We start from the raw sequence: 19,197 nt of genomic DNA on the forward strand, positions 1-19,197 counted from the left end.
CCGATACAGGAGACGCCATGCAGAACCGCCTTGTTACGCTGCCGCCGCTCGATGCGCTGCGCGGTTTTGTCGCGGCGGCGCGGCGCATGAGCATCACCGCTGCGGCGGACGATTTGTGCCTGACGCAATCGGCCGTCAGCCGCCAGATCCAGGCGCTGGAGGAGAGGCTGGGCACGCCGCTGTTCACGCGCCGCAACCGCGCCATTGCGCTGACGCCGGCCGGCGAGCAGCTGTTCCAGCTTGCCTCGCCTTGGATGGACAAGCTGCTGGACCTGGCCGATACGCTGCGGCAGGACCGGCGCGTGCGCCCGGTGACAGTGTCCGCCAGCATAGGCGTGGCCTCGCTGTGGATGCTGCCGCGCCTGGGCGAGTTCCAGGCGGCCCATCCGCATATCGACGTGCGCGTGGCGACCAGCAACCGCCTGCTGGACCTGGAGCGGGACGGCGTCGACCTCGCCATCCGCTACAGCCCCGCCTCGCCCGCCACGCAGGGAGGGCTGAAGCTGTTCGACGAGGTGGTGGCGCCGGTGGCCAGTCCCGCGCTGGCGGCCAGCGCCTTCCGCAAACCGGCGGCGCTGCTGGAACAAGTGTTGCTGGACCTGGACGAACGCGTCGGCCCGTGGCTGCACTGGGAATACTGGCTCAAGGCGCAAGGGCTGGAGCAGACGCCCGCGCGGCGGCCCAAGGGAAGGCTGCATTTCAATCAATACGACCAGCTGATCAATGCGGCGGCCGGCGGCCACGGCGTGGCGCTGGGACGCCTGCCCCTGCTGCTGCCCATGCTCAGGGACGGCACCCTGGCCGCGCGGCTGGACCTGAGCCTGCAAGTGGATGACTACCGCTACTGGCTGATGGAGGCGCCCGGCCAGCAGCGCGCCGAAGTGGCGGCCTTCCGCGACTGGCTAATCGAGCAGGCGGCGCAGACCGCGCAAGACCTGGCGCAGGCGCTCGCCGGCGCCGCCTGAGACCGCGCCGCCGCCCACCTTGTGCAGGCTGATGCTGGCGGCCGGGCCGCTCACCTCGAACGACACCGCCTCGTTGCGGCCCACGCTGGACAGATAGCGCCGCTGCGCCGCGCACAGCTCCGCGCTGTCGCCCGCCTTCAGCACGCGGTCCTTGCTGTCGCCATGGTTGGTAATCCACAGCACGCCGGCCAGGCAATGCACGCGCACGGCGTTGCCCGGCGCCATGGTGGCGCCTTCTCTGGGTTGCAGGGTGATCTGCATGGTGTTCTCCTTCGAGGGTTGACGCCTGCATTGTTGCTCCCAGGCGCGCTGCGGACAAACGTTATCCCGGCATGCCATCCATGCGCTGTACGCATGGATGCCATGCCGATTTACCGTTGGCGCGCGCCCCGCCGTCCTGGCTATGCTTGCAGCACGGACTGGCGAGGAGAACCCGATGAAATACCTGAAAACACCGTTGGCGGCCGTGCTGTGCGGCGGCATCATCATGGGCCTGGCGCTGGGCATGCGCCATGTGCAGGGCCTGTTCATGCTGCCCATGACGTCCGCGCGCGGCTGGGGCAGGGAGGAGTTCGCGTTGGCCATCGCCCTGCAAAACCTGGTCTGGGGTCTGGCCCAGCCCTTCACCGGCATGATCGCGGACCGCTACGGCTCGCGCCGCGTGCTGGCCGCAGCCTGCCTGCTGTACGCGCTCGGCCTGGTCCTGATGGCGCACGCGGCCACCAATATGCAGCTGCTGCTGACGGGCGGCCTGCTGATCGGCATGGCCTTGTCCGGCACCGCCTTCGGCACCGTGTACGGCGCGCTGAGCCGCATCGTGCCGCCGCAGCGGCGCAGCTGGGCGCTGGGGCTGGCGGGCGCGGTGGGCGGCGTGGGCCAGTTCGCCATGGTGCCCGCCGCGCAGGGACTGATTTCCGGCGCAGGCTGGATGGCCGCGCTCGCCATCATAGCGCTGCTGCTGGCGCTGGCCGCGCCGCTGGCCTTCCCCATGGACGACAGCGCCGCCGCCAGCGCGCCGCAGCAGCCCGGCCAGTCGATGCGGCGCGCGATTGCGGAGGCCTTGTCGCACCGGGGCTTCTGGCTGCTGAACCTGGGATTTTTCGCCTGCGGCTTCCAGCTGGCCTTTATCGCCGGGCATTTCCCGGCCTACCTGCTGGACCAGGGCTTTTCCGCCAACACCGGCGTGATGGCGCTGGCCATCGTGGCGCTGGCGAATGTGGCGGGCACCTACTGGTGCGGCAAGCTGGGCAATATCTACCGGCGCAAGCACCTGCTGGCCTGGCTGTACTGCGCGCGCTCGGCGGCCATGCTGCTGTTCATCGCCGCGCCCATCAGCACGGCCAGCATCTATTTGTTCTCCTGCGCCATGGGACTGACGTGGCTGGGCACGGTGCCGCTGACCAACGGGCTGGTGTCGCAGGTATTCGGCGTGAAATACATCTCCACGCTGTTCGGCCTGGTGTTCGTGGGCCACCAGCTGGGCGGCTTCCTCGGCGTGTGGCTGGGCGGCGCCGTGTTCGACGCCACGCACTCCTACGACCTGGTGTGGGCGGCGTCGGTGGGCGTGGGACTGGTGGCGGCGCTGCTGCACTGGCCCATCGACGACCGCGCCCTGGCGGCGCAGCAGATGGCGCCCGCATGAAGCCGCTGCACAACCTGCTGCTGTGGGCGGTGCTGGCGGCGGTGTGCGCCTGGTCCTGGCTGGCGCTGCTGCGGCCGGATAATGTGCTGTCCTTCGCCAGCCTGGCGGCGCTGTGCTGAAAGCTAGGCCAGCTTCAGCTCCCAGTAGCCAACGTCGACCCAGCGGCCGAACTTCATGCCGACCTCGGAAAAGTGCGCCACCTTCCTGAAGCCCATGGATTCGTGCAGCGCCACGCTGGCCTCGTTGGGCTGGGCGATACCGCCTATCACCATGTGCAGGCCGCGCGCGCGCAGCTGGTCGAGCAGCTCGCGGTACAGGCGGGTGCCCACGCCCTTGCGCGGATGCTCCGGCGACACGTAGACGCTGCTCTCCACGGAAAAGCGATAGGCGCTGCGCACACGCCAAGGGGTGGCGTAGGCGTAACCCAGGACGACGCCGTCCTGCTCGCACACCAGCCACGGCAGCTTGGCGCCCACGCTCTCGATGCGGCCCGCCATTTCCCCGGCGGAGACCGGCTCCTCCTCGAAGGAGATGGTGGTGGTGGCGACGTAGTGGTTGTAGATGGCGGCAATGGCGGGCGCATCGGCGGCGGTGGCTGGGCGGATAAGGCTCATGGCAGTGTCGGAAAATTTTACAGTGATGGAATATTTAGCATCAAATAATACATGGACTTCGCCTAAGTTATTGATCTTACATGGATGGAACAATAATTGCTTTAAGATAAAAATCAATATCAATCAACAACTTTTCGCACCCATGAAACTGATCTCCAAACTGGCAATCGCCCTCGCTACCCTGGCCACCTGCGCAGCCGTGCAAGCCACCCCGATGACCTACGCCTTCAACGGCCCGACCTTCACCTCGGTCAGCGGCCCGTACACCACGTCGGACCGCATCACCGGCTATGTGTCGTTCGATTCCAGCCTGCTGAACGCGCAAGGCACGGGCACCATCACCACCAGCTCGAACGGCATCAACAGCGGCATCAAGTGGATGTTCCAGGACGGCTACAACCACTTCGACAACGTGATCACCACCAATGCCTTCACCATCTCGATGAGCTTTACCAACTTCGCCGCCAGCGACTGGTTCATTGACGCCACGCATGGCTGGACCTCGAACGACCTGTATATCGCCGGCTCCAACACCTACGTCAGCATTTTCCAGGGTTCGTGGGCGTCCAGCCCTGGCATTACCGCCGCCAACTTCTCCCGCGTGCCGGAACCAGGCAGCCTGGCGCTGGCCGGCGTTGGCCTGCTGGGCCTGCTCGCCGCGCGCCGCCGCAAGGCCACCGGCCAGGCCTGATCAGATCTTCCCTATCTGGCGGTCGATGGCCTTGACCGCCCGTTCATTGCGCTCGCTGTAGCGGTCGGTCAGGTATGCGGTCCGGCCGCGCAGCAGCAGCGTCATCTTGAACAGCTCCTCCATCACGTCCACCACCCGCTCGTAGTAGGCTGAGGGACGCATGCGGCCATCCTCATCGAATTCCTTGTAGGCCATCGGCACCGAGGACTGGTTGGGAATGGTGAACATGCGCATCCAGCGCCCCAGCAGGCGCAGCGTGTTGACCACGTTGAACGACTGCGATCCGCCGCACACCTGCATCACCGCCAGCGTGCGCCCCTGGCTGGGCCGCAGCGCGCCCTGTTCCAGCGGGATCCAGTCGATCTGGTTCTTCATCACCGCCGTGATGGCGCCGTGGCGCTCGGGGCTGCACCACACCTGGCCTTCGGACCACAAGCTCAGTTCGCGCAGCTCCACCACCTTGGGATGCGTCTCGGGCACGCTGCCGGCCATGGGCAGCTCCATCGGATCGAATATCTTCACCTCGGCCCCAAAGTGCTCCAGGATGCGGGCCGCCTCGTAGACCAGGAAGCGGCTGAAAGAGCGCTCGCGCAGCGAGCCGTACAGCATGAGGATGCGGGGCGGATGGTCCAGCTCGCCCACCGGCGCCAGCTTGGCGAGGGTGGGGGTGTCCAACAGGTCCGGCTTGATGTTGGGCAGGTTGGGGATGCTCATAAAGACTCCTTATTCTCCGCGTACAGCCAGCGGAACAAGACGGTGGCGGCGGCCGCGCCCAGCAGCTGCGCCGCGATGAAGCCGGGCGCGTCCAGGGGACGGATGCCGGCGAAGGTGTCGCTGACGCTGCGCGCCAGCGTGACGGCGGGATTGGCGAACGAGGTGGAGGCGGTGAACCAGTAGGCGGCGGTGATATAGGCCGCCACCGCGAACGGCGTGGCGCCCGGCCGGCTGCGCGTGCAGCCGATGATGACGCCCAGCAGCCCGAAGGTGGCCACGAATTCGCTCCACCACTGGGCCGCGCCGGTGCGCGCATGGGCCGAGGCGGTGTAGGCGTCCAGCCCGAACATGGCGTGCGCGGCGGCCACGCCCGCGAAGGCGCCCGCCAGCTGCGCCGCCAGGTAGGGCAGCACTTCGCGCGCCGGATGCCGGCCCTGCCAGGCGGCCGACAGCGTCACCACGGGGTTGAAGTGCGCGCCGGAGACCGGGCCGAACATCAAAATCAGCGCCACCAGCCCGGCGCCGGTGGCCAGCGCGTTGGCCAGCAGGGCGATGGCGGCATTGCCGCCCGCCAGGCGCTCGGCCATGATGCCGGAACCCACCACCACCGCCAGCAGCAGCGCCGTGCCCAGGCCTTCGGCCACGTAGCGGCGCGCCGGGGTCATGGCAGCAGCGTGCCGATGCGGTCCAGCTCGGCTTTCAGGCGGATGGGATTGTTGACCAGCTGCTCCAGCGGCAGCGCGAAGAAGGCTTCGATGCGCGCGCGCAGCACGCGGTAGGCGTGCATGAAGGCGGCGTCGATTTCCTCCTCGGTGCCGGTGGCGTGGGCCGGGTCTTTCACGCCCCAGTGCGCGCGCAGCACCGGTCCCAGGTAGGCCGGGCAGGTTTCACCCGCCGCGCTGCCGCAGACGGTGATGACGATGTCCGGCGTGACCGGCAGGCTGTCCCAGGACTTGCTGTGGTAGCCCTCGGTGGAGATGCCTTCGCGGGCCAGCAGCGCCAGCGAGCGCGGGTGCACATAGCCGGCCGGCTTGCTGCCCGCGCTGACAGCGTGCCAGCCCGCCGGCGCCAGGTGGTTGAAGGTGGCTTCGCCCAGGATGGAGCGGCAGGAATTGCCGGTGCACAGTACTAAAACGTTCATTCAAGCTTCCTTGGTGGTGGTGGTGGCTGGGGGGCAGCAGTCCGGGCCGGCGGGCGCGCAGGGCACGCCGCCGCAGCAGTTTTCCGTGAGGAAGGCCAGCAGGCCGTTCATGGCGCCGAAGCTGGCGCTGTAGATGACGAAGCGGCCGTCCTGGCGCGCCGCGATCAGGCCGGCGTGGGCCAGCTCCTTCAGGTGGAAGGACAGCGACGAGGGCGCAATGTCGAGCTGCTCGGCGATCCGGCTGGCGGCCAGTCCGTCCGGCCCGGCCTGCACCAGCAGGCGGAAGGCCGCCAGCCGGGATTCCTGCGCCAGCGCCGCCAGCGCCGCCAATGCTTGCCTGGTGTCCATTTCTGCTCCAATTCGATATTTCAACGATTATCGAAATATACTACAACATTACCGAAATGTGCAAAACTAGCCGCCATGGACAGACGACGAGCAATTGCGGCCCTGGGAGCCACGCTGGGCGCCAGCCTGGCATGCGTCCCGGCGCAGGCGGGCGTGGCTGCGCGCATGCGCCTGGTGACCGCGCACTTGCCGCCGCTGGTGCTGGAACACGGCGGCGCCCGGCCCGGCGCGCTGATGGAGCTGGTGAACGAGCTGTGCCAGCGCATGCAGCTGGCGCCGCAGACCCGGTTCGTGCCGTGGCGGCGCGCCATCTTCCTGGCCACCACACTGCCCGCCACCGCCATCTTCCCGCTCACGCGCCAGCCCGCGCGCGAAGCGCAGTACCGCTGGCTGGCGCCGCTGTACGACGAGCACTATGTGTTCACGGCCCCGCACAGCAGCCGCTTCGATATCCGCCATCCGCTGGACATGAAAGCGCGCCGCATCGCGCTGCTGCGCGGCGCGGGCCAGGCCGCCATCCTGAAGGAACTGGGCTATGGGAACCTGGTCGAGGCCGCCAGTATCGACGAAGTCCACCGCTTCCTGCTGAAAGGCATCGCCGACGCCGCCTTCGGCGAATACAACATCATCCGCGCCTCGCTGCGCAGCCGGGGAGAGGAGGCCGATTTCGCGCTGAGCCCGCCCGTGCGCAGCACCACCGCCTGGCTGGCCGGTTCGCTGGACTTCGGCACGGACGACGTGCAGGAGTTCCAGCGCACCATGGCCGCCATCACCGCCGACGGCAGCAGCCGCCGCATCCTCGCCAAATACGGCCTGGGCTCACCAGAGAAAGCACCATGAAACCAGAAATCCTCGTGTTCGCCGCCAGCCCTTCCGCCGCCGTCATGCGGCAGCTCGACGAACAGTTCCACTGCCACCACGTCTGGCGCGTGCCGCCCGCCGAGCAGGACGCCTATGTGGACAGCGTGGCCGCCCGGGTGCGCGCCATCGTCACCACCGGGCCGCAGGGCGTGAGCGCGGCGCTGGCCGCACGCCTGCCCCGGCTGGAAATGGTGAGCCTGAACAGCGTGGGCTATGACAAGGTGGACCTGGACGCGCTGCGCGCGCGCGGCATTCCCGTCACCAACACGCCCGGCGTGCTGACCGAGGACGTGGCCGACCTGGCCCTGCTGCTGCTGCTGTCCGCCGCGCGCCGCCTGCCCGCCATGGACCGCTACGTGCGCAACGGCGACTGGAGCGCGCGCCTGCCGCTGGCGCCGTCGCGCAGCGTACGCGGCAAGGTGGCCGGCATCTTCGGCTACGGCCGCATCGGCCAGGCGATTGCCGCGCGGCTATCCGTGCTGGGCATGGAGATACGCTACTACCAGCCGCGCCCGGTTCCCGGCGTGGCCGCCCAGCGCGCCGGCTCGCTGCTGGAACTTGCGCAGCAAAGCGACTACCTGGTGCTGAGCGCCCCCGCCAACGCCGCCACGCGGCACGCGGTGAACGCCGCCGTGCTGGACGCGCTGGGGCCGGAAGGCACGCTGGTGAACATCGCGCGCGGCGCGCTGGTGGACGAGCACGCGCTGATCGCGGCGCTGCAAACCGGCCAGCTGGGCGCCGCAGCGCTGGACGTGTTCGAGCACGAGCCGGAGGTGCCGCCCGCGCTGCGCGCGCTGGACAACGTGGTGCTCACGCCCCATATCGGCAGCCTGACGGTGGAAACCCGCCACGCCATGGGCCAGCTGGCGGTGGACAACCTGCTGGCCCACTTCGCCGGCCAGCCGCTGCTGACGCCGCTTCCATAGCGGACACTGTCCGGAAGCGCACACCGCCAGCGTCCGCTTCCGGACGCCTGCGCGGCAGTGCGCCATGCCGGCCACGCGGCCATGCCCCCCGGCCGTGCGTGGCATGAAAGTTGCGATTCTCCAGCCAGATCCACTACCCATCGCTCATTATGAAACTGCGGGACTTCCGTATCGGCTGGCGCACCTTGCTGCAAGACCCGGTGTATTCCTTCGTCGTCATCTCCGGCCTGGGCATAGGCCTGGCCGCCGCGCTGCTGCTGCTGGGCCTGGTGCGCCACTCCTGGCAGTACAACCGCCACGTGCCGGACGTGGACCAGGTCTACGTGGTCAAGCAGCGCTACAACGTCGACCCGAAAGCGCCGTGGTTCGACCAGGCGCCGCTGCTGCTGCGCGCCAAGGCGGCCGGCATGCCGGGCGTGGCCGCCGCCACCGGCTACCTGCCGTCGCGCGCCGAAACGCTGGGCCTGACGGTGCGCATCGCCGGCCGGCTGCACAAGGTGGACGGCCTGACCGTGCTGCCGGACTTCGCCGCCATGCTGGGCCTGCGGGCGGTGCAGGGCGACCTGGCCGCCGCGCTGGAGCGCCCGGACAGCTTCGCCATCACCGAGGAGGCCGCGCAGCGCCTGTTCGGCACCGCCAACGCGCTGGGACTGACCATGCTGGCCGAGGGCAAGCTGCTGCGCGTGGGCGCGGTGCTGCGCACGCCGCCGGCCAGCAGCACCATCCCGTTTGAAACCCTGCTCGGCATCCGCTCGGCGCTGGTGGAACCCGAGGTGCGCGACGAACTGGTGACCGGCTCGCGCGGCTGGTGGGGCAAGATGCTGCTGCGCGTGCAGCCGGGCGCCTCCCTGCCCGCCATTACGGAGGCGCTGCAGCGCGCCGTGGACAGCACGCCCGGCCTGCAGGAGCAGCCGCCCGAAGTGCGCCAGCGCCTGGCCGGGCGCAAGGTGATGGACGTGGCGCTGGCGCCCCTGAAGGACGCCTATTTCGACCAGGACGTGGCGCAGAATTTCGTGGCCGCGCCCGGTCCGCGCGCCCATCCGGCCGTGATTGCCGGGCTGGGCGGCGTGGCGCTGCTGATACTGCTGCTGGCCGCCGTGAACTACGTCAACCTGGCGGCGGTGCGGGTGCTGCGGCGCCAGCGCGAAGTGGCCATGCGCAAGGTGCTGGGCGCCGGCGCGCGCCAGATTGCGCTGCAGCTGCTAGCCGAGTCCATGCTGGTGGCGCTGCTGGCCACCGCCATCGGCCTGCTGCTGGCCTGGCTGGCGCTGCCGCTGTTCTCCGAGCTGGTCAACCGCAAGCTCGACAGCGTGCTCTCGCCCGGCCACGTGGCGGCGGCGCTGCTGCTGGGCTGCCTGCTGGGTGTGGCCACGGCGGTCTACCCGGCCTGGATTGCGCTGCGCGTGCGGCCCGGCCAGGTGCTGGCAGGGCGGGGCGGCACGGAATCCGCCGGCGGCCTGCGCATGCGGCGCGTGCTGACGGTGCTGCAAGTGGCCACTGCCATGGGCCTGGCCAGCGTGGCCGTGGCCATCGCCTGGCAAACCGCCTTCGCCATGCGCGCCTCGCCCGGCTTCGACCCGGCGCCGCTGCTGATCGTGGACCTGCCCGAACCGGTGCGCATGAGTCCGGCGGCGCAAAGTTTCGTGGCCGCGCTGAAAGCCCAGCCCGGCGTGGCGGGCGTGGCCATTTCCGAGGACGCGGTGGGGCGCAGCAATGTGTCCTGGTTCCGCGACCTGAAGCGCCTGGACGGCCGCAGCGCCGCCACCGAAATCAAATCCGTGAGCGCGAATTTCTTCGAGCAGTACCGCATCCCGGCGCTGGCGGGACGGGTGTTCGACCCGCGCCAGGACAAGGAGGACGACCCGGTGCCGCTGGTGCTGAACGCCATCGCCGCGCGCGAGCTGGGCTTTGCCGATCCAGCCGCCGCCATCGGCCAGGTCCTGCTGTTCAGCGGCTTCGACAACAAGGTGATCCAGCGCCGCGTGGTGGGCATCGCGCCCGAGCTGCGCTTCCACTCGCTGCGCGCGGCGCCGCGCGCGGTGGCCTATGAATTGTGGACCGCCGGCATCACCCTCAGCGTGCGCGCCGCAGGCGAGGACACGCCGGCCGCCGTGCTGGAGCCCACGGTGCGCGCGCTGTGGCCCAAGTACTTTCCGGACGCGATACTGAAAACCCGCTCCGCCGCCGACATCCTGGCCGTCAACTATGCGGACGACGCGCGCATGGCCCGTTTGCTGGCGCTGGCCACCGGCATTGCGCTGGCGATCGCCGCCTTCGGCACCTATGTGCTGTCGGCGCACACGGTGCAGCGGCGCGCGCGCGAGATCGTGCTGCGCAAACTGTACGGCGCGGGCCGCAGCGCCATCGGCGTGCTGGTGGTGAAGGAAATCGGCGCGCTGGCGCTGCTGGCCGCGCTGATCGGCCTGCCGCCGGCGGCGCTCGCCATCCAGCGCTACCTGGCCGGCTATGTGGAGCACGCGCCGATCGGCGGCTGGACCCTGCTGCTGGCGCTGGCCGCCACGCTGGCCATCGCCGCCGGAGCCGTGGCCCGCCATGCCTGGCTGGCCATGCGCATGAAGCCGGCGGACGCGCTGCGCAGCCAGGCCTAGATGATTGCGCTCAGGCCTGCGGCGGGGTGGCGTCCGGGTCCATATACACCAGCTCCCACAGGTGGCCGTCGAGGTCGGAGAAGCCGTGGCTGTACATGAAGCCCATGTCCTGCGGCTCGCGCAGCGGGGCGCCGCCTGCGGCCAGCGCCTTGGCCACGGTGGCGTCCACTTCCTCGCGGCTCTCGCAGGACAGGCAGTTGATCACCTGCGCCGATTCGTGCGCTGACGACATGGGACGGTTCAGGAAGCCCTTGAAGAAGTCCTCGGTCAGCAGCATGGTGAAAATGTTTTCCGAAATCACCATGCAAGCCGCCAGCTCATTGGTGAACTGCGGGTTGAAGCTGTAGCCCAGGGCGGCGAAAAAGTCTTTCGAGCGCGGCAGGTCTTTGACGGGCAGGTTGACGAAAATTTGCTTGTTCATAATGTCTCCGGATAAGAAGGTTGGGTGGCTTGCTGTACTACGACGGCTGGCGCCGCCGCGCTTCGACACTTCCTGCAAAATATTTTTTTCGGCGGCGGATCAACTGCGTGAGTGATTGGGCGGCGCGGGTGCTGCGCGGCGGCAAGGCGGTTTACCATGGAAAAAACTCTCTGGAGACCGCCTTGCCCCGCCATCCACATCATCCGAATGCACGCCGCCACCTCCTGCTGGCCGGACTGGCCCTGGCCGCCACCGGCTGCGCCCCGCTGCCGCGCGCGGCACAGCAGCGCCAGCTGCCCCAGGAGCGCGTGCGCGCCGCCGCGCCCTTCCCCATGCCGGACATCAGCGTACCCGATTTTTCGGCCAGCCAGCGCTTCCCCATCACCGATTTCGGCGCCGACCAGGGCGACCAGCGGAAAACCAGCAGCGCCATCGCCCAGGCCATTGCGGCGGCCAACGCGGCCGGGGGCGGCGTGGTGGTGGTGCCGGAAGGCGTATGGCCGACGGCGAAAATCCATCTCAAGAGCAATGTGAACCTGCACGTGGCCAAGGGCGCCACGCTGCTGTTTTCCGAGCGCCCGGAAGACTATATGCCCGCCGTCATGACGAGCTGGGAAGGCCTGGAGTGCTACAACTACTCGCCGCTGGTCTACGCCTTCGAATGCGACAACGTAGCGATTACGGGCCAGGGCACGCTGAAGGCGAAACTGGACGTGTGGAAGGTCTGGTACGCGCGGCCCAAGCCGCATATGGACGCGCTGGTGGCGCTGTACCACATGGCGGCCAGGAAGGTGCCGGTGGCGGAGCGCCAGATGGCCACCGGCGAGGCCCACCTCCGCCCGCATTTCGTGCAGTTCAACCGCTGCCGCAATGTGCTGGTGGAGGACGTGAACATTATCGACAGCCCGTTCTGGGTGCTGCACCCCTACCTGAGCCGCGACGTGGTGATACGCCGCGTGAACGTGCGCGCGCACGGCCACAACAACGACGGCGTGGACCCGGAAATGAGCCAGAACGTACTGGTGGAGGACTGCGTGTTCGACCAGGGCGACGACGCCATCTCGGTGAAATCCGGCCGCGACCAGGACGCCTGGCGCATCAACGTCCCGTCGCGCAACATCATCATGCGCAACTGCCGCATCAAGAACGGCCACCAGCTGATGGCCATCGGCAGCGAACTGTCCGGCGGCGTGGAGAACGTGTTCGTGGACAACTGCCACTTCGACAACGCCGGCTCCGGCGCACGCAGCACCATCAACAACATCCTGTTCGTGAAAACCAACGAGCGGCGCGGCGGCTATGTGAAGAATATCCACGTGTCCAATGTCAGCGCGACCAAGATCGCCGGCGGCGTGCTGAGCGTGGAAACGGACGTGCTCTACCAGTGGCGCGACCTGGTGCCCACCTATGAGCGGCGCCTGACGCCCATCGAAGGCCTGCACGTGAGCAATGTGACGGTGGGCGAGGCGGCCTTCGTCTGCCGCATCCAGGGCGAGGCGGAGATGCCGGTGAAAAACGTGTCGCTGCGCGCCATCACCGTGGCCAAGGTGCTGGAAGCCCCGGTGAAAACCGAGAACGTGCAGGGCTTCGTGCAGGCTGCCTGACAGCCGGCGTTCCGAAATTAAATCGGAATCGCTTTAATCGCATACGAAAATAGTTCTTGACTCTTGGGCCTCCATGACCCAAGATACATACATCGCATACGACATAAGCGAGTGCGAGAAGAAACTCTCCACCCATTTTATAGAGGAACCATCATGAGCAACATCACCAAAGTCCTGGCCACCGGCAAAACCCGCACCACCGGCACCGACTCCGCCATCTTCTCCGGCAACCACGAAGGCCAGCTGGACATCCATCTGACCACCCCGGGCAACCCGGCCGGCCGCGAACACCATTTCGCCGCCATCGAAGCCCACCCGACCGCCGAGCAGCTGTTCGCCGGCGCCTGGTCCGCCTGCTACAGCGCCGCCGTCGGCATCGTCGCCAAGCAGCTGAAAGTGGCGCTGCCAGCCAACACCGCAGTGGAAATCGAAGTGGACCTGGGCCTGGGCGGCAACGCCTACTTCATCCAGGCGCGCATCAACCTCATCGTACCCGGCGTGGACGCCGAGCTGGCGACCAAAATCGCCCACGGCGCCGACGCCATGTGCCCTTACTCCAAGGCCACCAAAGGCAATATCGACGTGGCTGTGAACGTTATTACCGCTTAATACTTTATCTTAAATATCGCATACGATAAAAACGTATACGCCAAACAATCTTAAAAGGAAATATCATGAGCAACATCACTAAAGTCCTGATGACCGGCAAAACCCGCACCACCGGCACCGACGCCGCCATCTTCTCCGGCAACCACGAAGGCCAGCTGGACATCCACCTGACCGCCCCCGGCAGCCCGGGCGTCCGCGAACACCGCTTCGCAGCCATCGAAGCCCATCCGACCGCCGAGCAGCTGTTCGCCGGCGCCTGGTCCGCTTGCTACAGCGGCGCTGTCGGCATCGTCGCCAAGCAGCTGAAAGTGGCCCTGCCGGCCGACACCGCAGTGGAAATCGAAGTGGACCTGGGCCTGGGCGGCAATGAGTACTTCATCCAGGCCCGCATCACCCTGTTCGCACCCGGCATCGCCCAGGACCTGGCCGACCAGATCGCCCACGGCGCAGACGCAATGTGCCCTTACTCGAAAGCCACCAAGGGCAATATCGACGTCGTGCTGACCGCCATTACCGCTTAAGTGGAGAACCTCATGAGCAACCGCCGCAACTTTATCCAGGCCGCCGCCGCCAGCCTCGCCGTCGCAGCAGCCTTCTCCATCACGCCCGGCTTCGCCCGCGCCGCCACCGGCGGCAGCGAAATCCGCCCCTTCCATATCGACGTGCCGGAAGCCCAGCTGGCCGACCTGCGCGAGCGCATCAAAGCCACCCGCTGGCCGGACCGCGAAACCGTGCCGGACAACACGCAAGGCGTGCAGCTGGCCACCGTCCAGTCGCTGGCCACCTACTGGGCCAACAGCTACGACTGGCGCAAGGTCGAAGCCCGGCTGAACGCGCTGCCGCAGTACGTGACCAGGATAGACGGCGTGGACATCCACTTCATCCACGTGCGCTCCAAGCACAAGAACGCGCTGCCGCTGATTATCACGCACGGCTGGCCCGGTTCGGTGGTGGAACAGCTGAAGATCATCGATCCGCTGGTCAATCCAACCGCGCACGGCGGCAAGGCGGAAGACGCGTTCGACGTGGTCATTCCTTCGCTTCCGGGGCACGGCTACTCGGGCAAGCCGACCGAAACGGGCTGGGGTCCGGACCGCACCGCGAAAGCCTGGGCTGAACTGATGAAGCGCCTGGACTACAAGAAATACGCGGCGCAGGGCGGCGACTGGGGCGCCATCGTGACCGACCTGATGGCGGTGCAAGCACCGGCGGGACTGATCGGCATCCACACCAATATGGCCGGCGCGGTGCCGGTCGATATCGACAAGGCGCTGTGGGCGGGCAACCCGCTGCCGGCCGGCCAGCCCCTGACGGCGGAAGAAAAAGCCGCCACCGAGCAGCTGAGCTTTGTGTACGACCACGTGGGCTACGCCCGCCTGATGGCGTCCCGCCCGCAGACCCTGACCGGCCTGACGGACTCGCCGGTGGGCCTGGCGGCCTTCCTGCTGGACCACGACGTGCCGAGCCAGAAGCTGATCGCCCGCGTGTTCAACGGCCAGACCGAAGGCCTGAGCCGCGACGACGTGCTGGACAACATCACGCTGTACTGGCTGACCAACACGGCCGTGTCCGCGTCCCGCTACTACTGGGAAAACAAGCATCCCTTCTTCGCCGTCAAGGGCGTGAAGATCCCGGCGGCGGTGAGCGTGTTCCCGGACGAGCTGTACCAGCCGCCGAAAAGCTGGGCCGAGCGCGCCTACCCGAACCTGGTCTACTACAACAAGCTGGACAAGGGCGGCCACTTCGCAGCCTGGGAACAGCCGGCGCTGTTCACCGAGGAAGTGCGCGCCGCCTTCCGTTCGCTGCGGAAGTAAGATGTGATAAAAAGCGTATCGGATTCAATCTGATGCGCTTTTTACGCTGCGTCCCGCAGTTGGAATTCGACGCGCAGACCCGCTTTGGCAGCCATATTCACCAACGCATCTATCCCGAACAGATTGATCTTGCCGCGCATCAGATCGGATACCCGAGGCTGAGTGATGCCAAAAACCTTAGCAGCGTCGCTTTGATTCAGTCCGGATTTAGTGATGTAGCTTTTCAGCTGCACCATCAATTGAGAACGAACCTTCATGTTCTCAGCATCTTCCGGCGTGTCTTCAATTGCATCCCAGACGCTTGCAAAACGATTAGTGGTCATTTCCCCAACTCCTTCTTCAAATCACGGTAGCGTTTCTCGGCCAAAGCAATATCGTGCTTACTGGTTTGTTCAGTTTTCTTCTGGAAGCAGTGCAGCACGTAGATAGCGTCGTCGAACTTTGCCACATAAATCACCCGGAATGCCCCAGCTTCATCTCGAATGCGTATTTCCTTGGCGCCAGGTCCGACGGTGGTTGCCATGGGCTTCCAGTCATCTGGCTCCTTTCCGTTCTGCACGAGGTCAATCTGGTGGCCGGCCTCACGTTTGGCGGCGGTTGGGAATGCGCGCAAATCATCAAGAGAACTGCCACGAAACTCTACTGGCTTGGGCGCAAGTTTTGTCGAATCTGCCATGGCACAAATATACAAGATTTTGTATATTCCTACAAATACTCAGTTGTACCGATTCCAAACTGCTACTTCGTTTAATAACGGCTCAGGCGACTTGATGTGCGCGGGCGCTAGCGGACTAAATTGCGCAGTCCGGAGGGAAGTCGGCCAGCTTGTAGCCGTCGACTTCGACCAGGCGGTCCAGCCGGACCGTTTCGCCCGAACTCAGCGTCAGGTAGTCGGCGCCTTCGCGGGCGAAGACGTCCTTGATGACGGCGCTGCGCTGCTGCTGCGCACCGCCGTCGTCGACAAAGCTGATGCTGGCCTGCTTGCGCAAGGTGGCCAGATCCTCCAGCCTGTCGTGGAACTCGCAGCTGACGGGAATGTATTCTGTCGATGCGCTCATGGCTGCCTCCGGTTAATTTCCCTAGTATGCCAGTTTCGCCGGCACGGTCACTTCGATCACGGTCCCGCCGCCGGGGCTGCTGTCGATGCGCAGCGCGGCGCCGATGCTGGCGGCGCGTTCGCGCATGCCGACCAGGCCCCAGTGGCCGGGGCGGTGGCCGGCTTTCGCCACGTCCTCATCCAGGCCGCGCCCGTCGTCGCGTACGCGCAGCGTAAGGGCCTGCGGCGCATAGTCCAGCTCCAGCACAATGTTCGCCGCCTCCGCATAACGCGAGGCGTTGAACAGCGCCTCGCGCGCGATGGCATAAATCTCGTCGTGCACGCGCAGCTGCAAGGGCCGGCATTTCTCGCTCACGCGCGCCTCGAAACGGTGCGCGCGGTGTTCGGCCAGGCCTTTGCCGAACTGCTCCAGGGCCAGGCCCAATTCTTCCGGCGAGGCCGATGCGCGCAGGTCCATGATCTGGTCGCGGCCCTCCACCAGCAGCTGGTCCGCCAGGTTGAGCGTCTGGTCCAGGCGCTCGCGCTCACGCGTGCCCTGCGGCAGCAGGTGGGCATGGGCGTGGAAGGACATGATCAGGCCCTGCACGCTCTGGAGCAGCGTGTCGTGCAGCGATCTGGCGATGCGCGAACGTTCCGCCAGCCGCTCCTGCAAGCGCTCCTTCATGCGCTGCGTCAGGTTGCGGATGCGCAGCACGTAGGCGCCATACAGCAGCAGGCCGGCGCCCAGCGCCAGCAGCAGCTTGAACCACGGCGTTTGCAGGAAGCCAGGCGGAATATGGATCTCCAGCGCGGCGCCGTCCTTGTTCCAGACGCCGTCCTCGTTGGCGGCCGTGACCTCGAAGCGGTAGTTGCCGGGGGCCAGGTTGGTGTAGTAGGCCTCGCGCCGGCCCACCGGTTCCTGCCAGCCGTCGTCCACGCCGGCCAGGCGGTAGCGGAAGCGCACGCGCTCCGGCATGGACAGGCTCAGCGCCGTGAAGGCGATCTGCAGGCTTTTGCTGCCCTGCGGCAGGCGCACCGGAGCCGAGCCCGCGCCATCGGTGGCGTAGCGCACGCCGTCCGCCACCAGCGTGTGCACCTGCACCGGCGGCGGCAAGGGATTGCGGCGGATGTGCGCCGGGTCCAGCGTGGCGATGGCGCCGGAAGTGGCCAGCCACAGCAGGCCGTCCGGCCCGCGTATCAGCGACGGAACGGGGCGCAGCTGGGCGGCGTGGCCTTGCAGGCCGTCCAGCGCGTCGAAGCGCTCGAAACTCACGGCCTGCTCCGGCTGATTCAGCCAGGCCGCGACGCTGGCGGCGGTCACATGGTAGAGGCCGTCGGCGCCGTGCAGCCACAGGTCGCCGCCGGGCAGGCGGACGATGCCGGAGACGCCCCGGAATGTCTCGCCCCGCTCCCCGCGCAGCGCTGCGAAGCGGCCGGCACGGTACAGGGCCACGCCGTCTTCGCCGCCGGCCCACATCAGCTCGCCGTCGCGGTACAGCTGCAGCACCGTGCCCAGCTCCAGGCCTTGCTCCGCGCCCAGGCGCCGCACCGCGCCGTCCTGCTGCCGCTCCGCCACCAGGCTGATGCTGTTGCGCGCATGGCCGAACCACAGCGTACCCTGGCCGTCCATGGCCATGGCCGTCGTCAGCTCCTTGGGAAAGCCGCGCAAGCCGCCTTCCCTGATCCACTGCCCGCCCACGCGCTTGAACAGGCCGCCGCCGGAGAACGACGCCCACAGCGCGCCGCTGCGGTCCTGCTGCAGGGCTTGCGGGTCCAGCCCGGCCACGCCGTCGGGCGGCGCGAGCTGCGTCATGCTGCCGTCCGGCGCGCGGCGGTGCAGGCCTTTTTCGTTGCCCAGCCAGAGCACGCCGTCCGGCGCCCAGTGGCTGGCCGATAGCATGGCTTTCAGCTCGACTTTCTTCATCCCCTCTGCGGTGAAGCTGCGCACGTCGCCGACGTAGTCGCCGATCCAGACATCGCCGTCCGGTCCCGGCAGCAAGCCGGGATGGTCGAACTGCCCCTCCACCTGCAAGATCTTCAGGCGATTGGGACGCAGCCGGTCCAGCCCGGTGGACGTGCCTATCCACAGATTGCCCTCGCGGTCCTGGAAGGTCGACTGCGGCAAGGGGCCGCTGATGCCGTTCTGCTGCGTCAGGCGCTGCGCAGGCACGCTGGGTCCGGACGGCTGCAGCTTGCGCTCCACGCCGTCCGGCTGCAGCAGCCACATGCCGCCGTCGCGGCCGAAACGCATGCTGATGCCCTTCGCCTCGGGCTTGATGGACTCGCCCGGCGCGGGCTCGCTGGTGCGTACCCTGTAATAGTTGGCCTCGGTGTCGACCGCCCAGATGCTGCCGTCCGGCCCTTCGTCCATGCTGGTGAGCATGGTGCGCGGCCAGGCGTGGCTGAAACGGCTTTCGCCGGGCCGCCGGAAGTAGGCGCCGTACATGGTGCCCATCCACTGCGTGCCGTCGCGGGCAAACAGGATCTGGTACACGCGCCGGGTCGGCAGATTGACATTGGCCCCCATGGGCTCGAAGCGGTCCGCCCCCGGCGCCAGGCGCGCCGCGCCGTCGCGCGTGCCTACCCACATGGCGCCGTCCGGCGCCGCCTCGATATGGAACACCGCGCCGGCCGGCAGCCCGTCGGCCTCCGTGTAAGTGCGCGTGCCGCCTTTGCGGAATACGCTCACGCCGCCCAGGCGGTAGCCCACCCACACCGCGCCGTCGCCGGTGACCGCCAGGCCGAGCACATTGCTGGAAGGCAGAGGATGGCCGTACACGCTGCCGGTGCGCTCGAAGCGCGCGCCGTCATAGCGGAACAGGCCGGTGGCGGTGGCGATCCAAAGCCAGCCGTCCTTGCCCTGGGCAAACTTCAGCACGTCCACCGGTGCGCCTTGCAGGGCGCCCCAGGCGCTGTGCGTGTAGTCCGAGAGGAGGGGGGCCGAAGTCGCTGCGGCGTGGCAGTACAAGTGCAGCGCAGCCATGGGCACGAGTGCCAGGCAGCGCAGGAGGCGGGAAGTCATTAAACGGGAACTGTCTGGGGTGTTTTTTTACGTTCACCACTATAACGCATTCCCCTTTGACGGCAAGAGAGCGTTGCCGCACAGACCAACTGTTTGTTAGCGCGTACTTTGATGAGATCGGACTGTTCAGTCCGCCGACCTGGAGACCATCATGAAATTCCCACTAAAAACAACGCTCGC

At 67.2% G+C, this 19,197-nt stretch carries 22 protein-coding genes; 11 read left to right on the forward strand and 11 right to left on the reverse strand.

The features are described from left to right. The first annotated feature begins 17 nt into the window (after window positions 1-17). A complete protein-coding gene (locus tag KT882_RS01400) occupies window positions 18-965 on the forward strand; it encodes a LysR substrate-binding domain-containing protein (protein WP_228894174.1) in 948 nt (315 codons plus the stop codon). On the opposite strand, the gene KT882_RS01405 is transcribed toward KT882_RS01400, so the two are convergent. After that, window positions 903-1,226: a DUF2917 domain-containing protein gene (locus KT882_RS01405; RefSeq protein ID WP_161070294.1), complete on the reverse strand. Its 324-nt coding sequence runs from the start codon at window positions 1,224-1,226 to the stop codon at window positions 903-905. The two genes, KT882_RS01400 and KT882_RS01405, sit on opposite strands and share 63 nt — an antisense overlap. A 175-nt stretch (window positions 1,227-1,401) precedes the next feature. Between KT882_RS01405 and KT882_RS01410 the strand changes: the two genes are divergently transcribed. Both KT882_RS01410 and KT882_RS30630 read left to right on the forward strand, forming a co-directional pair. Further along, complete coding sequence (locus tag KT882_RS01410) at window positions 1,402-2,607, forward strand: MFS transporter (protein WP_161070293.1); 1,206 nt, start codon at window positions 1,402-1,404, stop codon at window positions 2,605-2,607. Beyond that, a complete protein-coding gene (locus tag KT882_RS30630; RefSeq protein ID WP_260048228.1) occupies window positions 2,604-2,726 on the forward strand; it encodes a hypothetical protein in 123 nt (40 codons plus the stop codon). The genes KT882_RS01410 and KT882_RS30630 overlap by 4 nt, the downstream gene beginning before the upstream one ends. A 3-nt stretch (window positions 2,727-2,729) precedes the next feature. Here the strand turns inward: KT882_RS30630 and KT882_RS01415 are convergent, their stop codons facing one another. Next, window positions 2,730-3,221, reverse strand: a complete 492-nt coding sequence (locus KT882_RS01415; RefSeq protein WP_161070292.1) for an arsinothricin resistance N-acetyltransferase ArsN1 family B — start codon at window positions 3,219-3,221, stop codon at window positions 2,730-2,732. Between the two features lie 142 nt (window positions 3,222-3,363). Here KT882_RS01415 and KT882_RS01420 point away from each other — a divergent pair, with 142 nt between their 5' ends. Beyond that, the gene (locus tag KT882_RS01420; protein WP_228894175.1) at window positions 3,364-3,912 is read left to right on the forward strand and encodes a PEP-CTERM sorting domain-containing protein; all 549 of its coding nucleotides are present in this window, start codon (window positions 3,364-3,366) and stop codon (window positions 3,910-3,912) included. On the opposite strand, the gene arsH is transcribed toward KT882_RS01420, so the two are convergent. Genes arsH through KT882_RS01440 form a run of 4 tightly spaced genes read right to left on the reverse strand, consistent with a single transcriptional unit; the run spans window position 3,913 to window position 6,115 of the window. After that, entirely contained in the window at window positions 3,913-4,626 is a 714-nt protein-coding gene (arsH, locus tag KT882_RS01425; protein ID WP_228894176.1) for an arsenical resistance protein ArsH, read from the reverse strand. It lies immediately after the preceding gene. Next, window positions 4,623-5,291 carry an aquaporin gene (locus tag KT882_RS01430; RefSeq protein ID WP_228894177.1) on the reverse strand — a complete coding sequence of 223 codons (669 nt, stop codon included), beginning with the start codon at window positions 5,289-5,291 and terminating at the stop codon, window positions 4,623-4,625. Before KT882_RS01430 ends, arsH begins: the two co-directional genes overlap by 4 nt. Further along, a complete protein-coding gene (locus KT882_RS01435) occupies window positions 5,288-5,767 on the reverse strand; it encodes an arsenate reductase ArsC (RefSeq protein ID WP_228894178.1) in 480 nt (159 codons plus the stop codon). The genes KT882_RS01430 and KT882_RS01435 overlap by 4 nt, the downstream gene beginning before the upstream one ends. After that, window positions 5,768-6,115: an ArsR/SmtB family transcription factor gene (locus KT882_RS01440; protein ID WP_228894179.1), complete on the reverse strand. Its 348-nt coding sequence runs from the start codon at window positions 6,113-6,115 to the stop codon at window positions 5,768-5,770. It lies immediately after the preceding gene. 75 nt (window positions 6,116-6,190) lie between these two features. Here KT882_RS01440 and KT882_RS01445 point away from each other — a divergent pair, with 75 nt between their 5' ends. The 3 genes from KT882_RS01445 (at window position 6,191) to KT882_RS01455 (ending at window position 10,511) form a co-directional block, all read left to right on the forward strand. Then, window positions 6,191-6,955 (forward strand): substrate-binding periplasmic protein, encoded by a 765-nt coding sequence (locus KT882_RS01445; RefSeq protein WP_228894180.1) that lies wholly within the window; start codon window positions 6,191-6,193, stop codon window positions 6,953-6,955. Continuing rightward, the gene (locus KT882_RS01450) at window positions 6,952-7,902 is read left to right on the forward strand and encodes a 2-hydroxyacid dehydrogenase (RefSeq protein WP_228894181.1); all 951 of its coding nucleotides are present in this window, start codon (window positions 6,952-6,954) and stop codon (window positions 7,900-7,902) included. Before KT882_RS01445 ends, KT882_RS01450 begins: the two co-directional genes overlap by 4 nt. Before the next feature lie 110 nt (window positions 7,903-8,012). Then, entirely contained in the window at window positions 8,013-10,511 is a 2,499-nt protein-coding gene (locus KT882_RS01455) for an FtsX-like permease family protein (protein ID WP_228894182.1), read from the forward strand. Window positions 10,512-10,521: 10 nt separating this feature from the next. On the opposite strand, the gene KT882_RS01460 is transcribed toward KT882_RS01455, so the two are convergent. Next, the gene (locus KT882_RS01460; protein ID WP_161070285.1) at window positions 10,522-10,932 is read right to left on the reverse strand and encodes a VOC family protein; all 411 of its coding nucleotides are present in this window, start codon (window positions 10,930-10,932) and stop codon (window positions 10,522-10,524) included. Between the two features lie 182 nt (window positions 10,933-11,114). Here KT882_RS01460 and KT882_RS01465 point away from each other — a divergent pair, with 182 nt between their 5' ends. The 4 genes from KT882_RS01465 to KT882_RS01480 all read left to right on the forward strand — a co-directional run bounded on the left by KT882_RS01465 (window position 11,115) and on the right by KT882_RS01480 (window position 14,959). Then, on the forward strand, window positions 11,115-12,536 hold the full coding sequence (locus KT882_RS01465; protein WP_228894183.1) for a glycoside hydrolase family 28 protein: 1,422 nt from the start codon (window positions 11,115-11,117) through the stop codon (window positions 12,534-12,536). Between the two features lie 153 nt (window positions 12,537-12,689). Beyond that, complete coding sequence (locus tag KT882_RS01470) at window positions 12,690-13,145, forward strand: Ohr family peroxiredoxin (RefSeq protein ID WP_161070284.1); 456 nt, start codon at window positions 12,690-12,692, stop codon at window positions 13,143-13,145. A 65-nt stretch (window positions 13,146-13,210) separates the two neighbouring features. After that, window positions 13,211-13,666: an Ohr family peroxiredoxin gene (locus tag KT882_RS01475; protein ID WP_187358565.1), complete on the forward strand. Its 456-nt coding sequence runs from the start codon at window positions 13,211-13,213 to the stop codon at window positions 13,664-13,666. A gap of 12 nt (window positions 13,667-13,678) precedes the next feature. Then, entirely contained in the window at window positions 13,679-14,959 is a 1,281-nt protein-coding gene (locus tag KT882_RS01480; protein WP_187358564.1) for an epoxide hydrolase family protein, read from the forward strand. 41 nt (window positions 14,960-15,000) lie between these two features. On the opposite strand, the gene KT882_RS01485 is transcribed toward KT882_RS01480, so the two are convergent. The 4 genes from KT882_RS01485 to KT882_RS01500 form a co-directional block, all read right to left on the reverse strand. Next, the gene (locus KT882_RS01485; protein WP_161070283.1) at window positions 15,001-15,282 is read right to left on the reverse strand and encodes a helix-turn-helix domain-containing protein; all 282 of its coding nucleotides are present in this window, start codon (window positions 15,280-15,282) and stop codon (window positions 15,001-15,003) included. Continuing rightward, a complete protein-coding gene (locus tag KT882_RS01490; RefSeq protein ID WP_228894184.1) occupies window positions 15,279-15,635 on the reverse strand; it encodes a type II toxin-antitoxin system RelE/ParE family toxin in 357 nt (118 codons plus the stop codon). Before KT882_RS01490 ends, KT882_RS01485 begins: the two co-directional genes overlap by 4 nt. Before the next feature lie 115 nt (window positions 15,636-15,750). After that, window positions 15,751-16,017, reverse strand: coding sequence for a hypothetical protein (locus KT882_RS01495; RefSeq protein WP_161070281.1), 267 nt, complete (start codon window positions 16,015-16,017; stop codon window positions 15,751-15,753). Between the two features lie 21 nt (window positions 16,018-16,038). Next, entirely contained in the window at window positions 16,039-19,017 is a 2,979-nt protein-coding gene (locus tag KT882_RS01500) for a sensor histidine kinase (protein WP_228894185.1), read from the reverse strand. Between the last annotated feature and the right edge of the window lie 180 nt (window positions 19,018-19,197).

Origin of the sequence: Pseudoduganella aquatica, from assembly GCF_020865585.1 — a bacterium.
GTDB classification, from domain to species: domain Bacteria; phylum Pseudomonadota; class Gammaproteobacteria; order Burkholderiales; family Burkholderiaceae_D; genus Rugamonas; species Rugamonas aquatica_A.